This window comes from Altererythrobacter epoxidivorans, from assembly GCF_001281485.1.
Lineage (GTDB): Bacteria > Pseudomonadota > Alphaproteobacteria > Sphingomonadales > Sphingomonadaceae > Erythrobacter > Erythrobacter epoxidivorans.
This window is the reverse complement of the sequence record NZ_CP012669.1, coordinates 561,471-575,726: the sequence shown is the minus strand read 5'-3', so window position 1 is coordinate 575,726 and position 14,256 is coordinate 561,471. Positions and strand designations below refer to the sequence as shown.

The 14,256-nt window shown below is 62.3% G+C and carries 14 protein-coding genes; 6 read left to right on the top strand and 8 right to left on the bottom strand.

Annotation, left to right across the window (positions count from 1 at the left end; all coding sequences use genetic code 11):
- Positions 1-34: 34 nt before the first annotated feature.
- The 4 genes from AMC99_RS02915 to AMC99_RS02900 form a co-directional block, all read right to left on the bottom strand.
- Positions 35-1,363 carry an outer membrane protein assembly factor BamB family protein gene (locus tag AMC99_RS02915; RefSeq protein WP_338021453.1) on the bottom strand — a complete coding sequence of 443 codons (1,329 nt, stop codon included), beginning with the start codon at positions 1,361-1,363 and terminating at the stop codon, positions 35-37.
- Positions 1,364-1,396: 33 nt separating this feature from the next.
- Entirely contained in the window at positions 1,397-2,143 is a 747-nt protein-coding gene (locus AMC99_RS02910; protein ID WP_232301489.1) for a tetratricopeptide repeat protein, read from the bottom strand.
- A 172-nt stretch (positions 2,144-2,315) separates the two neighbouring features.
- Entirely contained in the window at positions 2,316-3,452 is a 1,137-nt protein-coding gene (locus AMC99_RS02905; RefSeq protein WP_061927627.1) for a glycosyltransferase family 4 protein, read from the bottom strand.
- Positions 3,453-3,460: 8 nt separating this feature from the next.
- Positions 3,461-4,327: an alpha/beta fold hydrolase gene (locus AMC99_RS02900; protein WP_061922553.1), complete on the bottom strand. Its 867-nt coding sequence runs from the start codon at positions 4,325-4,327 to the stop codon at positions 3,461-3,463.
- 91 nt (positions 4,328-4,418) lie between these two features.
- Between AMC99_RS02900 and AMC99_RS02895 the strand changes: the two genes are divergently transcribed.
- Together AMC99_RS02895 and astD are read left to right on the top strand one after the other, a co-directional pair.
- On the top strand, positions 4,419-5,831 hold the full coding sequence (locus tag AMC99_RS02895) for a protein adenylyltransferase SelO family protein (protein ID WP_061927625.1): 1,413 nt from the start codon (positions 4,419-4,421) through the stop codon (positions 5,829-5,831).
- 75 nt (positions 5,832-5,906) lie between these two features.
- Entirely contained in the window at positions 5,907-7,322 is a 1,416-nt protein-coding gene (gene astD, locus AMC99_RS02890; RefSeq protein WP_061922550.1) for a succinylglutamate-semialdehyde dehydrogenase, read from the top strand.
- Here astD and AMC99_RS02885 read toward each other — a convergent pair whose 3' ends face one another.
- Together AMC99_RS02885 and AMC99_RS02880 are read right to left on the bottom strand one after the other, a co-directional pair.
- A complete protein-coding gene (locus tag AMC99_RS02885) occupies positions 7,323-8,033 on the bottom strand; it encodes a hypothetical protein (RefSeq protein ID WP_061922547.1) in 711 nt (236 codons plus the stop codon).
- A 211-nt stretch (positions 8,034-8,244) separates the two neighbouring features.
- Positions 8,245-8,697, bottom strand: coding sequence for a glycine zipper 2TM domain-containing protein (locus AMC99_RS02880; protein ID WP_061922543.1), 453 nt, complete (start codon positions 8,695-8,697; stop codon positions 8,245-8,247).
- Between the two features lie 197 nt (positions 8,698-8,894).
- Between AMC99_RS02880 and rarD the strand changes: the two genes are divergently transcribed.
- Positions 8,895-9,797, top strand: a complete 903-nt coding sequence (rarD, locus tag AMC99_RS02875) for an EamA family transporter RarD (protein ID WP_061922541.1) — start codon at positions 8,895-8,897, stop codon at positions 9,795-9,797.
- On the opposite strand, the gene pyrC is transcribed toward rarD, so the two are convergent.
- The gene (gene pyrC, locus AMC99_RS02870) at positions 9,794-10,837 is read right to left on the bottom strand and encodes a dihydroorotase (protein WP_061922538.1); all 1,044 of its coding nucleotides are present in this window, start codon (positions 10,835-10,837) and stop codon (positions 9,794-9,796) included. The two genes, rarD and pyrC, sit on opposite strands and share 4 nt — an antisense overlap.
- Before the next feature lie 103 nt (positions 10,838-10,940).
- On the opposite strand from pyrC, the gene ygfZ reads away from it, so the two are divergent.
- Entirely contained in the window at positions 10,941-11,681 is a 741-nt protein-coding gene (gene ygfZ, locus AMC99_RS02865) for a CAF17-like 4Fe-4S cluster assembly/insertion protein YgfZ (protein WP_061922535.1), read from the top strand.
- Here ygfZ and AMC99_RS02860 read toward each other — a convergent pair.
- Positions 11,665-12,264 carry a TetR/AcrR family transcriptional regulator gene (locus AMC99_RS02860; protein WP_061922532.1) on the bottom strand — a complete coding sequence of 200 codons (600 nt, stop codon included), beginning with the start codon at positions 12,262-12,264 and terminating at the stop codon, positions 11,665-11,667. The genes ygfZ and AMC99_RS02860 overlap by 17 nt on opposite strands.
- Positions 12,265-12,293: 29 nt before the next feature.
- On the opposite strand from AMC99_RS02860, the gene AMC99_RS02855 reads away from it, so the two are divergent.
- Positions 12,294-13,226, top strand: a complete 933-nt coding sequence (locus AMC99_RS02855; RefSeq protein WP_232301488.1) for a metal-dependent hydrolase — start codon at positions 12,294-12,296, stop codon at positions 13,224-13,226.
- Between the two features lie 90 nt (positions 13,227-13,316).
- Positions 13,317-14,204 carry a metal-dependent hydrolase gene (locus AMC99_RS02850; RefSeq protein WP_061922529.1) on the top strand — a complete coding sequence of 296 codons (888 nt, stop codon included), beginning with the start codon at positions 13,317-13,319 and terminating at the stop codon, positions 14,202-14,204.
- Positions 14,205-14,256: the final 52 nt, after the last annotated feature.

Genomic DNA, 14,256 nt, shown 5'->3' with positions numbered 1-14,256 from the left:
GAGGCAGCGACACTGCCTCCCATCGCACGAACGATCAGCGATAGGCGTGGATACGGCCGCTATCGTCGAGGATATACAGCATGTTGTCCGCGACCACCGGTGCCAGGCTGACGGCACTTTCGAGATCGGCATATTGCTGCGCCGAACCTTCGCCGGTGCTGATGCGATACAGCAGCCCGCGCGAGCTTGCCGCCCACAGGTTGCCACCGGCGAGGACCGGACCGGTCCAGAAGATCTGGCCCTTCTTGTCTTCCTCGTCCTTGTACTGCTGCAGCTGGGTGATCCAGCGAACGCGCCCGCTCGAACGGGCGATCGCCAGAAGGCGCGCATCGTCGGTCAGGGTGAAAATCCATTCACCGGCGATTGCGGGGGTCGAAATGCCTGCGAGGTTGAGTTCCCAGATACGCTGCCCGGTAACCAGTTCATATGCCGCCATGCGCCCGCCCTGGCCCAGCGCATAGACCCGGCCCGAATCGATGATCGGGTCGGCGTCGATGTCGGTCAGCGAACCCACTTCGGTGGAAATCGACGTACGCGCCAGGGCATCTGCCCACAGCACGCGGCCGTTTTCGTAGCGATAGGCGGTCAGTTCGCCCGAGGAATAACCGGCAATCACCGTGCCCTGCCCTGCAGCAGGGGCAGCAACGCCGAACACGCCGGCCTGCGTTGCCGAACCCGATTCCTGCCACACCTGCGAACCATCGTTCGCATCGAGCGAGAAGATCTGGTTGTCCTGCGTCATGACGTAGATCTGGCCGAAGGCGATGGTCGGCGATCCGCGCAGCGGACCTGCGGGCTGCACCTTCCACAGCTGCGTGCCGGTATCGGCGTTCAGCGCAACGACTTCGCCGATGCCGTTGGTGGCATAGACTTTTCCGTCGGAAATGCTGGCGCCGCCACCGAAGGCCGAGCTTGCCAGATTACCGTCGATTTCCATCTTGTGGGTCCAGAGCTTTGCCCCGGTCTTCGCATCGAAGGCATGGATGACGCCGTCGGTATCGACGACGACCAGCTTGCCCGCGCCGACAACCGGAGCAGCAGCAAGGCGACGCCGATCGCTTGAACCGGCGATATTCGCGGTCCATGCGCGGCTCGGGCTGTCGGCAAGCGCGAGATGGCCGTAGGACTTGCTCGCGGAACCGCCAGCCTGGGCCCATTCGCCATTGGCCTGCGCCGGAGGAAGAACGACCGAAACGCCAGCGAGCGACGGATCCACCTTGGCACCGCTTTCGATGCGTGAAAGGATCGGCGTGCGTTCGCCTACCGTGGGGGTCGACTTCTTGTCTCCCCCACCGAACAGGCCGCCGCTACAACCGGCCAGCGCCGTTGCGAGCAGTGCCGCGGTAAGTGCGTTTCGGGTCATCGATCTCTTCATCATCACCATCGTTTCCAATTATTATTCGCTGCCCTGGCCAGCGGGGATGCCCGTTCCGGCGCCCTGTTGTTCCAGCAGTTCGTCAACGTCCTCGACCGCGTCGATCCCGAGCAGTCCGGCCATCTGGCGGGCGCGCGACTGGAGCGTTTCGGGCACGTCGTCCGATTTCGCGATCTCGCCGAACAGCGTGCCTGCCTGCTTCCGATCACCCTTTTCGAGATAGGCCATGGCGACGAGTTCGCCCGCGCTTCCGAAATAGGCGTTCCCGGGAACGGCCATCGGCTTGAGCTTCGCAATGACATCGTCGGGCTTCATATTGTCGTAATTGGCAGCAACTTCGCGGATCCGGGCAAGATCACGCAGTGCGGCAGGCGCGTCTTCGTTTCCAGCGACTTCAGCGAAGATCTTCACCGCGTCCGCATTCTTGCCCTGCTCCATCGCGACACCGGCTTCGATCAACCGGGCAGAAGCCCACGCCCCGCCTTCGCTGTTTGCAGCAAGCGCAGCCGCCTGCTGGGCAGCACTGTCGAGATTGCCAGCGTCCAGCTGGTCGAGCGCGCCAACCAAGGCTTCGGACTGTTCTTCCATCTTTCCTTCGCGCTGCGAATCCCAGAAAAGGTAACCGGCAAAGGCGATCAGCCCAACGACGAGCAGGACGAGCAAGGGGCGGCCATAAGTCTTCGCCAGACGTGCGTATTCATCCTGACGTACGGCGTCGTCGATTTCACGCATCAGGACATCGTCCTGTGCAGCCTGACGCTCTGCCATTTTTTCTTCGCGGGACTTATTGTTAGACGGGGTCAGCGCCACTGTGCGGCTCTTCCTTAATTCTGGTACCGGGTTGGGCGCCGCTTTTAGGGGCGCTGCGGCGCATCCGCAATGGCGCGTTCACCCTGTCCACGGCCAGTTGAACCGCAGGTGAAGCAGGCGCGCGCAAAACTCACGCGATTTCGCTGCCTATCGCGCGCGAATACAGCCTGCGATAGGCATCGATCATCGCTGCCTGATCGTAGTTTCGCTCCGCATGCTGCCGGTTCGCCTCGCCAACGATCACGCGCAGCGCCTCGTCTTGCGCGAGCGTGTGCAGCGAGGAAGCCAGGGCCGCATCGTCGCCGATGGCGGTAATGAACGGGACATTGTCCGCCGAAACCATGTTGGCGACATCGCCGACGGCAGGTGCCGCGACCGGTCGCCCGGCTGCCATCGCCTCGACCACCGAGATGGGAAACTGCTCGCTGCCCGACGACAGCGCGAAAATGTCGAACAGGCCGACCACGCCCGAAGGATCGGCCACATATCCCGGCAAGTGGACGCGGTGGCCAACCTCCAGTTCGTCGGCCGTTTGCCTGATGCGCTCTTTTTCCGGTCCCTCTCCCAAGATGACGAGCTGCCATTCCTCGGGCAGGTCGGCGAAGGCGCGGACAAGTGCAGGAAGCCGCTTCACCGGGCGGAGGCCGGCGAGCGTCCCGACCCATTTTTCGCCCTCGTGCTTCACCACTCGAAGCGTGTCGGGCGCAGGATCGTGACGGTATGCGGCGATGTCGATCCCGTTCGCGATCCGCTTGACCCGCCCGATGGGCTGTTCCCATTCGGTCAGCGCGATTTCCTCGAGCTTTTCCGACGGGACGACCAGCGCCGCAGTCTTGCCCAAGGCAATCTTGCGATACCAGTTGCGCGTCTTCTTGCGCTTGTCCGCTTCATCTTCGTTGAAGCCATCCTCGTGATGGATCAGTGGCGGCAGGCCGAGGGCCTCGCTGAAAAGCGTATGCGCCATCGCGACATCCATCGCGCCCCAATTGTAGGTGAGGACGAGGTCGAAGGGCTTCATCGCCTGCGCCAGCTTCAAGAGCCGCCCGGGCAAGGGCTTGCCCCGCAAAGCAGGAAAATCGGGCGCAAGATCGACCTCGATCGACCGGTCGATCCGCTCGGCCGCGCCCAGTTGCTGCGGATCGCCCGAAACGATGGTGTGGCGAACGCCCCGGCCCATCGCGTTGATCAGCTGGACGCAGCGCAGTTCCTTGCCCCCGGCGGAGAAGGTCGAATGGCAGTGGAGAATATGCGGCTTGTCCGCGCCCATCGCGAGGCTCACGCGATGCGGGCCAGCAATTCGTCGATCGCCGCGACGCTTTCCGGCTCGTCGAGAGTGGGCGCATGGCCGACACCGGCCACGGTCACCGACTTCATGTCGCCATGCCGCCGCGCCATTTCCGCCACGGTTTCTTCCGTAAGAAGGTCGCTCAGTTCACCGCGCAGCAGCAGGAGCGGCGCGCCCTTCAGTGCGTCGAAGGCCGGCCACAGGTCCGGCGGCGCAGCGTTGTCGGTATCCTTGAACGGTTCCGCGATAGCCATGTCGTAATCGAAGCTGATGCGTCCGTTCTGTCCCAGGACCATGGTCCGCTTGGCCATTTCGAGCCAGTTGTCGATCGTGAAATTGGGGAAGGCGTCCGACTGGATTTCCTGCAGCGCACGCGCCGCATGCATCCATGTCGGGAAACTGCGCCCCTGCCCGACATAGCCGCTGATCCTCTCGATACCGGCCGTCTCGACCTGTGGACCGATGTCGTTGAGCACCGCGCCTGCAATCTGCCCAGGGGCCATCGCCGCCATGAACATCGTCATCAACCCGCCCATCGAAGTGCCGATGGCAATCACCCGTCCCAGCTCCAGTTCCGCGAGAAGCGCCTGGACGTCGGCGACATAAACCAGTGGCGTGTAGGTCGCGCTGTCCTTGGCATAATCGCTCAAGCCGCGGCCACGCATTTCGGGGACGATGACCCGCCGATCCCTGGCAAGATGATCCGCAAGTTCCTCGAAATCGCGCGAGTTTCGCGTCAGCCCATGCATGCAGAGCGCCGGGACCGCAGACGATCCTTCCGGCCCCGGATAGTCGCGATAATGCAGCTGCAGGCCATCGGGACTTGTCCAGTAACGGTCGCTGTAGGGCTGATCCATGCGTTTACGAAGGTCCCGAAATCTTGGAATGTCGAATGTGTCACCCGGCACTGCACTTGCGCCGCGTATCGCTCAACCCCACTATCGCGATATGCGAGCAGAACCGCAAGCCGCCGAATATCGGCCCGATACGCCTATCGACCGCCTCTCCGACTGGCTGGCAGATCCCGTCGCTCCGGCAGACTTTCCGCAAGCCAAGGTGCGTTTCCGAAACGATCGGCACGCTGCCACCGTCGGGCTGGCGGCAATGGAGGACGATAGCTGGACCCGCCATTTCGGCCGCTTCGCCCCCTTGCCCGGCAATCTGCCGCACCCGCTTGCGATGAAATATCACGGGCACCAGTTCCGCGTTTACAATCCCGAAATCGGCGATGGTCGCGGCTTCCTGTTTGCCCAGATGCGCGATGGCGACGGCAGGCTGCTCGACCTCGGCACCAAAGGATCGGGAACGACGCCCTACAGCCGGACCGCCGATGGCAGGCTGACCCTGAAGGGCGGTGTGCGCGAGATTCTCGCCACCGAGATGCTCGAGGCGCTGGGTGTCTATACCTCCAAGACTTTTTCGCTGGTCGAAACGGGCGAGGAGCTTGTCCGGCACGACGAACCTTCGCCCACGCGTTCTTCCGTGATGGTGCGGCTCAGTCATGGCCACATCCGCATCGGGACCTTCCAGCGATTGCTCGCCCTGGAAGAGCGCGAGCACATGGCCGCGCTGGTCGATTACTGCCTCGAACAATATCCGGGACCGCCGCCGCCCGAAGATGCCCCGGGGCGCGACGAACCGGCAGTCGTGATGATGCACCAGCTGGTGGAACGACTGGCCGACCTCGCCGCCAGCTGGATGGTCGCAGGCTTCGTCCACGGCGTGCTCAACACCGACAACATGAACATTTCAGGCGAGAGCTTCGATTATGGCCCGTGGCGATGGCTGCCAGCCTGGGAGCCGGGCTTTACCGCCGCATATTTCGACCAGAACGGCCTTTATGCCTTCGGGCGGCAGCCAGAGGCATTGCACTGGAATTGCGGCCAGTTTGCCGTCGCCATGCGCATGCTGACCGATGCCGAGCCCCTGATAGCGGCCATGAACCGCTTCGGCCCGCTCTACATGGAAGCGATCGGCAAGCGCTGGTGCTGGCGTCTTGGCGTCAAGCCCGGCGATCCCGAGCAGAATGCGAAACTTGTCGCAGCGAGCGAGGCTGCCTTGCGCGAAAGCAAGGCGCAGCCAGACGATTTCTTCTACCGCCACCGCTTCGGACGCAGTGCGGAAGGGAGCCTTGCCCAAGCACTGGAAGGTTTCGTGCGGGTCGAGGACGACCACGATTACTGGTCCGAAGGCGCGGTTGAAAGCATGCTGATCGACGAGGTCGAGACGATCTGGTCGGCCATCGACGAACGCGACGACTGGCAGCCATTACACGACAAGATCGCGCGCATTCGCCGCATGGGCGATGCCCATGGCGAACCTCCGATTGCCCCTGCCCGATTGGGCATCAGTAGGGGCTAATAAATGAACCCATGCTCTTACTATGTTAACCAGTTCCGGTTAACGAGCAGGCAGGGAAGATAAGAATAGATCGCTGTGTCAGAGTTTTCGGTCATTTCACGCGAACCTGCGACCGGACTGGTGTTCTGGGAAAAACAGGTCAGCGACGTAGCCTTCGCAGTTGAGAAGGCCCGCCACGCATGGCCGGCATGGGCAGGCGAACCGCTTGCCAATCGTATCGAACTGATGCGCAGGTTTGCCAACCAGGTCCGCAGCGAGAGCGAAGAATTTGCAACTCTCATCGCGCGCGAAACGGGCAAGCCCATGTGGGAAGCCCGGACCGAGGTGGATTCCGTCATCGCCAAGGTGGAAATCTCGGTTCGCGCCTATGCCGAACGCACCGGCAAGAAGAAGCTCGACAGCGCGCTGCAAGGCACCTCTGCGGTCCGCCATAAGCCACATGGCGTGATGGCGGTCCTTGGCCCCTACAATTTCCCCGCTCATCTTCCCAACGGTCACATCATCCCCGCGCTGATTGCGGGCAACACGATCCTTTTCAAACCGAGCGAGAAGACATCGGCGACCGGCGAATTCCTGGTCAGCCTGTTCCACAAGGCAGGCGTACCCGAAGATGTCGTGCAACTGGTTGTCGGCGGTGCGGAGACCGGAAAGTGGTTGATCTCGAATTCGGGTATCGACGGCGTACTGTTCACCGGATCGGTGCAGGCAGGCCTAGCCATCAACCGGCACCTGGCGAGCAATCCGGGCAAGATCGTCGCCCTCGAAATGGGCGGCAACAACCCGATCGTGGTGATCGACACCCCTCTCTATACCGACGTCGCTTCGCTTATCGTGCAGAGCGCCTTCACCTCGGCAGGGCAGCGCTGCACAGCTGCACGCCGCCTGATCGTGCTCGAGCATCTCTACGGCGCGGTGATGGACGAGGTTTTGAAGCTGACGAAGCGGCTCGTGATCGGCGAACCCTTTGCCGATCCGGCACCGTTCATGGGCCCGGTGATCGACAACGAGACTGCGGACTTGCTGTCCGAGAGTTTCCTTCACCTCATCACCAATGGCGGCAAGGCGCTGGAATACATGCGCAAGCCGGATGAAAAGCTCCCGTTCCTCACGCCAGGGATCGTGGACACCACGAACATGCGCGACCGGCCCGATATCGAACTGTTCGGACCGATCCTGCAGGTCATTCGCGTGCCCGATTTCGACGCAGCCATTGCAGAGGCAAACAACACCCGCTTCGGCCTGTCGGCATCACTGATCGGCGGAAACCCACAGGATTACAATCGCTTCTGGGCCAATGTGCGAGCCGGTATCATCAACTGGAACCGGCCGACCAACGGCGCTTCCTCTTCGGCACCGTTTGGCGGCGTAGGCCTTTCGGGCAATCATCGTCCGGCCGCATATTATGCCGCAGATTACTGCGCCTACCCTGTCGCAAGTACCGAGATGGACCAGCCCCGCGCCAATATCGGCATCGGACTGAAGGACGCCTGATCAGCCCTTTGCAAGGCGCAGCGCGATGTCGACGGCGACCAGCCCGTCCCCTGTTTCCCTCATCTGCACATGAAGCTGCGATCCGTCTTTGTTGCGGCCGATGATGGCCCTTTCAGCGTCACCGACAAGAGCCAGATCGAAGCCGAGCCGCTTGGCATTGGCATAGTGAAACAGCGCCACGTCCTCGATTTCCATCGGGGTGAGGTAACGTACGATCCGCACTTGGCATCCGGCTCTGTCGCTTCCGGCTGCATCCATGACCGATCCGCGCACCACGATATCGGCATATTGCGGCAGGTCGGCGGCCCAGATCGCACTCGTTCCGAGATCATTCGCGCAACCGCTTGCAAAATCGATCCTTTCCGCAACGTCCAGCGCTGTCATCGCTCCGACCAGATCGGGCAAATCGTCGGTCGGTTTGGGCTCCGGCAGATTGGGAATTGCCCCCCTTTCGAGAAGGAGCAGGCGCGACGCATCGCGCGCCGCGGCAATCGCGCGCTCGCTACGATCGACGGGCGGCAGCGTCTGTTCGTAATTGACCGTCAGAGCCGCGTTTGCCTCGTTCAGGGAGGCGAGGTCGGGATCGGTCATCAAGGGCGCGTTGAACGCGCGCTGGATCAGCGGATCTGCCGGGGCCCCGGTCGCTTGCTCCGTTTCCTCGTCGGAACACGACGCAAGCGTTGCCAGGGCGCACAGTGCACCTGCCATCATCCAAACCTTGTGCGCAGATTGTCTCACGCTGCCGATATCGCCTCATTTCCGGAAGCGCCGGACATGCCACGACAGGGTTAATATTTCGGCTTCCGCAAACGGATGAAAGCGCCCCCTTGCCCTAGGCAAGAGGACGCTCTCCACGGTCTGGTGGGGACCGCGCCAGGGTCATTGGTGGGAACGACCCAAGTCGATTATTCGGTTTACCTGCTCAGCGGCAGCGGGTGTCGCTGCGGTCGATCGCGCGGCCAAGGATCGCACCGCCAGCTGCGCCCAGGATCGCGCCCAGCGTCCGGTCGCCGCCACGACCAGCCAGTTCGTGACCGGCCAGCGCGCCAACGCCAGCACCGATCAGGAGGCCGGTGGTGCCGTCTTCCTTGCGGCAATAGTAACGATCATCGCGTCCACGCCAGATGCGGGTGTCGCGTCGGACCGGCTCGCCATAGCTGGAGTAATAGCGCCCGCTCTGGCCGTAATAACGATCATCGTGATGGCGGCGATGCTTGCGCTTCTTGCTGTGTTCAAAACCCATGTCGCCCATCACATGCATGGTGGTCGCCTGCGAGGAATGCGGGGCGATATCGGCAGCTTCGGCAGGCATGGCAACGACCATGGTTAGGCTGGCTGCAGAGAGGATGGCGGCTTTCTTGGCGGTCTTGAACATAAAAAATTCCTTGGTCAGCGGCGGACACCACCCGCACTTGTCTATTCGAGAGGTTCAGGATTACCGCCCCAAACCTGAACCGTTTGCAACGCGCCGTGCAGGAAAGTTCACTTGCGACGAACCGAAACGAAATGGCCGACGAGCTGTGAGAAATGATCGCTTGTGAGGGACACAAAGGGGCCCTAACGGCGCAGAGAATGACACAGAGCAATCCTGAGACGCCGAAATCGGGTGTATCGGCGGCCATCGCCGCCTACACGATCTGGGGATTCCTTCCGCTCTACCTGCTCACCGTGAAATCGGTCCCGGCGATGGAATTCGTCGGTTGGCGAATCATCTGGACGCTGCCGATCTGCATCGTGATCGTGCTAGTCCGCGGACAGCTGCCGGATCTGCGAGTAGCTTTCGCCGACAGAAAGTCGCTGATGGTGCTCGCGGCGAGCGCAACCTTCATCGGGATCAACTGGCTGGTCTATGTCTGGGCGATCCAGAACGGCAACGTCTATGCGGCAAGCCTCGGTTACTACATCAACCCGCTGGTCAACGTCCTGCTGGGCACCATCGTGCTCAAGGAAAAGCTGACCCGGCTCCAGTGGGCGGCCGTAACCATAGCCGGGATTGGCGTCGCGGTCCTGATCGCAGGCGCGCTGACCACCCTTTGGATCAGCCTGACGCTCGCCTTCAGCTTCGGCACCTATGGCCTGATACGAAAGCAGGTTGCGGTCGGATCCCTGCCCGGCCTCACCATCGAAAGCGCAATCCTGCTGCTGCCCGCCGCCGTGGTCGCGGCATGGTACGCGGCGAGCCCTGCCGGATCGTCCTTCACCGTGTCGCCGGTGCTCAGCTTCGCGATCATCGCAGGCGGCGTTGTGACCGCCATACCCTTGCTGCTGTTTGCAGTCGCAGCGCGGCGCATGGATTATTCGACGCTTGGCTTCTTCCAGTTCCTGGCGCCGACAATCGTGTTCATCCTGGGGCTGACGGTGTTCGAGCAGCCGCTGAAGCCTGTCCAGGCGGTCAGCTTCGGATTCATCTGGGCCGCGATCGCCCTGTTCGTCTGGGATATGCTGGCGCGCCGACGCGCCGCAAAACCGGCCTAACCTTCTATCGTCCAGCCGATGGTTTCACCGGCGTGGAACGGCACGATCACGTCGCCTGATTCGACCAGATCCAACTGGTCCGGCACGCCTTGCGCCTTGCGCGTCAGCGTCACCGTCTTGTCGCTCACCGGCAGGCCGTAGAATTTCGGCCCGTTGAGCGACGCGAAAGCCTCGAACTTGTCGAGCGCATTTTCCTCGTCGAACACGGCAAGATAGCTTTCGAGGGCATAGGGCGCGTTGAAGATACCTGCGCAACCGCAATCCGATTCCTTTGCGCCCTTCGTATGCGGCGCGCTGTCGGTGCCGAGGAAGAACTTGGCCGAGCCGGACGTCGCCGCCTTGCGCAGCGCCAGCCGGTGCGCCTCGCGCTTGGCAACCGGCAGGCAATAGGCGTGCGGCCTGATGCCGCCGACCAGCATGGCATTGCGATTGATGTGAAGATGCTGCGGCGTGATCGTGGCTGCGACATTGTCGCCCGCCGCCATCACGAAATCTGCTGCCTGTGAGGTGGTGATGTGTTCGAAAACCACCTTCATCCCCGGAAAATCTGCGACGATGCGCGACATGTGGCGTTCGATGAATTCCGCCTCGCGGTCGAACACGTCGACATCGGCATCGGTCACTTCGCCATGCACGCAAAGCACGATGCCCGCTTCCTGCATCTTTTCGAGCACCGGATAGATCTTCGCGACATCGGTCACGCCATGCGCGGAATTGGTGGTCGCATTGGCGGGATAAAGCTTGGCAGCAGTGAACACGCCGTCAGCCGCGCCGCGTGCCAGATCGTCCGCATCGGTTCCATCGGTGAGGTAGCAGGTCATCAGCGGTTCGAAGTCGAGTCCTGCCGGAACCGCATCGAGGATCCGCTGGCGATAGGCGATTGCGCTCGCCGTATCGGTCACGGGCGGGGTCAGGTTCGGCATCACGATCGCACGACCGAACTGGCGCGCGGTGTAGGCCACGACATCGCGGAGCATCGCCCCGTCGCGCAGGTGAACGTGCCAGTCGTCGGGGCGGCGGATCGTGAGGCTGTCTGTCATCGCAGTCCCATTAGGGCCGCAGGAGCGATCTTTCCAGTCGTCAATCGGCGCGAAGCGGCCACGGGCACTTGATTGCCCGGCGCAAGATGCCACCTTGCATGCGATGACAGCGACACGCCTTTTCGACCGGACCGTCGTCCGCCTTTCGCCGACCGAAGAGGGAGAGGACGTCGTCGCCTTCCTCCAGGGTCTCGTCACCAATGATGTGGCGCGGCAATTGCCTGTCTATGCCGCGCTGCTGACCCCTCAGGGCAAGACGCTGTACGATTTCCTGGTCTGGCCCGCCGGGCACGGCGAGGTCCTGCTCGATTGCGAGGCCGCGATTGCCGACGATCTGGTAAAGCGGCTGTCGCTCTATCGCCTGCGCCGCAAGATCGCGATCACCCGCGACGACGAGGTTGCGGTCCACTGGCAGAAAGAGATGGGCGATGGCGGCGCCGCCGATCCGCGCCTCGCCGACCTAGGGCAGCGCTGGCTTGCACCGGCAAGCGAGGACGACCATTCCGCCGATGCCGACTATCGCAAGCACCGGCTATCGCTCGGCGTGCCCGAGGGGCAGGCGGAAATGGGCGATATCCTGTGGCTCGAAACCAACGCCGTCGAACTGCACGGGGTCGCCTTCGACAAGGGCTGTTACATCGGTCAGGAAAACACCGCCCGAATGAACTGGCGGCAGAAGGTCAATCGCAGGCTGGTCGTGGTACCGATCGCCGATTCAGACGAGAAACGGCGCAGGGTCGCCTATGAAAACGTGGGCCTGGCTGTCGACCACGTGCGGGTCGAGAATATCGACCCCGGACACGCGCCCGAATGGATGAAGCCGGGGCTCAGCCCGGCTCCTTGATCGTATCGAGCGTGCCTTCGAGCATGCGCTGGGCACGGTCGCGGGCGGCCGTTTCGGGCAGGCCGAGCGAACGCGATAGCGCCGACCCGATCAGCGCATCACCCATCGCCATAAGCACCAGGGCCAGCGTTTCTTCGTGCACCATGGTCACGCTGCCATGAGCCTCTGCTTCTTGCGGGGCAATGTCGTCGACCAGCTGGTGGATCGTCTCGACAATCGGCGTTAGCGCGTCTTCATTGCCGGTCAGGATCATCCAGCTGGTAAGGGCGCCCGCCCCTTCCTTGTCGAAAGCGTCGAAGGCCAGGTCCACGACCTCGCGCGGCGATCCAAGCCCCGCCCTGCTCGCTTCGACGGCCTGTTTGATCGTCTCGCACACCGTTTCGGTGATGTGGCGCGCCAGTTCCTTTTGCAGGCCGGAAGCTGACCCAAAATGGTGCAGCAGGTTCGCGTGCGTGCGCCCGACGCGCGATGCAACAGCCTTCAAAGTGACCGATTGCGGCCCTGTTTCGATCAATAAAGCGCGTGCTGCTTCCAGCGCAGTACTTCGGGATTCTTCGGGTGTTAACCGCTTGCGACTTGCCATGAAATCTTATGCCTAATAGAATCTTACCCGTGACCGAGCAGACGAACCTTGACCTATCGCCCCAGACTGCGCCCGGCAAGAGCGCGGCCGAAACCGTCAACCCCTCTGCGTTTTCCTTCGCCAGCGCGACTCCGGAAGAGCATGAGCTGATCGTTCGCGATCGCCGATTCGACCGAAAGGCGCTGGTGCCGCGATGGTGGCACTCCAACGATGCGGTGGCGACGGCATGGTACAACTCGGTATCGGCCAGCCTGCCGCGCGGCGAGGCGTTCTTCATCGAATCTCTGCGCGAATTCCGCGAAGGCCTGCCGCCGCGCCTTGCGGGCGAGATCAAAGCTTTCACCGCTCAGGAAATCAACCACACGCGCGAACACGTCGCCTTCAACCGCCTCGTCGCCGATCACGGCTACAATGTCGAAAGCATCGACCAGGGGATCAAGGCGATGTTGGCGCTGGCCGAAGGGCGGCCCAAGGAATTCAACCTCGCCATTTCGGTCGCGCTCGAACATTTCGCCGCCGTCATCAGCAAGCAGTTGCTGACGAAGCCGGAATATCTCGACGGCGCCGATCCGGTCGCTGCCGATGTCTGGCGCTGGCACGCCACGGAAGAGATCGAGCACAAGGGGCTGATGTACGACGTCTGGCTTCATGCCACGCGCGACTGGTCGAACTGGAAACGGTACAAGACCCGCGCGATGGTCGCCGCGCTCATCACCAAGAAGTATTTCGGCAACCGCATCCGCGATGCCATCGGCCTGCTCGAACAGGACGGCTACAGCCGCCGCAAGGCGAAATGGAGCCTCTATGCCTTCCTGTGGTGGAAACCGGGCATGATGCGGCGGATGTTCTTCGAATGGGCCGCAATCCTGACGCCGGGCTTCCATCCGTGGAACCAGGACGACCGCTCGCTGATCCGGAAATTCGACAGCCCCTATACCGATGCGGTGATGCCGGCGGAGTAACGATTTCGCAACTCCGACCCCTTATTGACATCAATGTAAGTAACCGCTATTTACATCGATGTTAGTAAGCAATTCACCGGAGTCGCTCGAATGAACGCACCCGCTAAAATCGATCTGGACCACGGTCCGGCCAATAATACCCCTACCCCCGCCGACCTCGAGATCACGGTCCGCGACCGCCGCTTTGCACGCGGTATCGAGGCGCGCCGCTGGTGGCTGAACGGGGATCCCGTCGCGACTGCGTGGATGAACGCCCTGTCGGCAACCTTCCCCCGCGGCGAAGCCTTCTTCATCGAATCGGTGAAAGCATTCCGCGATGGTGCCGATCCCAAGCTGACGGCGGAAATCCGTGCTTTCGTGAAGCAGGAAATCAACCACACCCGCGAACACGTCGCCTTCAACCGCATGGCATCCGACCACGGATACGACATCAAGGCGATCGACAAGCGGGTCGAGGAAATGCTGGCCCAGCTCGAAGGCCGCCCGCAAATCCTGAACCTCGCCGCGACCATGGCGCTGGAACACTTCACCGCAATGCTTGGCCACGAACTGCTCAAGAACCCGAAGTACCTGGAAGGTGCAGACGGCGATCTGGGCGACCTGTGGCGCTGGCACTCGGCCGAGGAAGTCGAGCACAAGGGCGTCGCCTATGACACCTGGCTGCACGCCACCCGCGACTGGAGCCGTTTCCGCCGCTGGCGCGTGAAGAGCCTGATGATGCTGCTCGTCACCGTGCGCTTCATCAAGCACCGCAGCGAAGACACGATGGAACTGCTGGCGCAGGACGGCCTCAAGGGCTGGAAATGGCGCCTCAAGCTGGCCCAGTACCTGCTCGTGAAGCCGGGCTTCCTGCGCCGCATCCTGCCGGGCTGGCTCGCCTACTTCATGCCGGGCTTCCACCCGTGGAACGAGGACGATCGCAAGCTCATCAACGTCTATGAAGGCGACTTTCAGGACGCTTTGATGCCGGCAGAGTAATTGCACTCGCACCGATAGCAAAAGGCCCCGCAGCGATGCGGGGCCTTTTTCG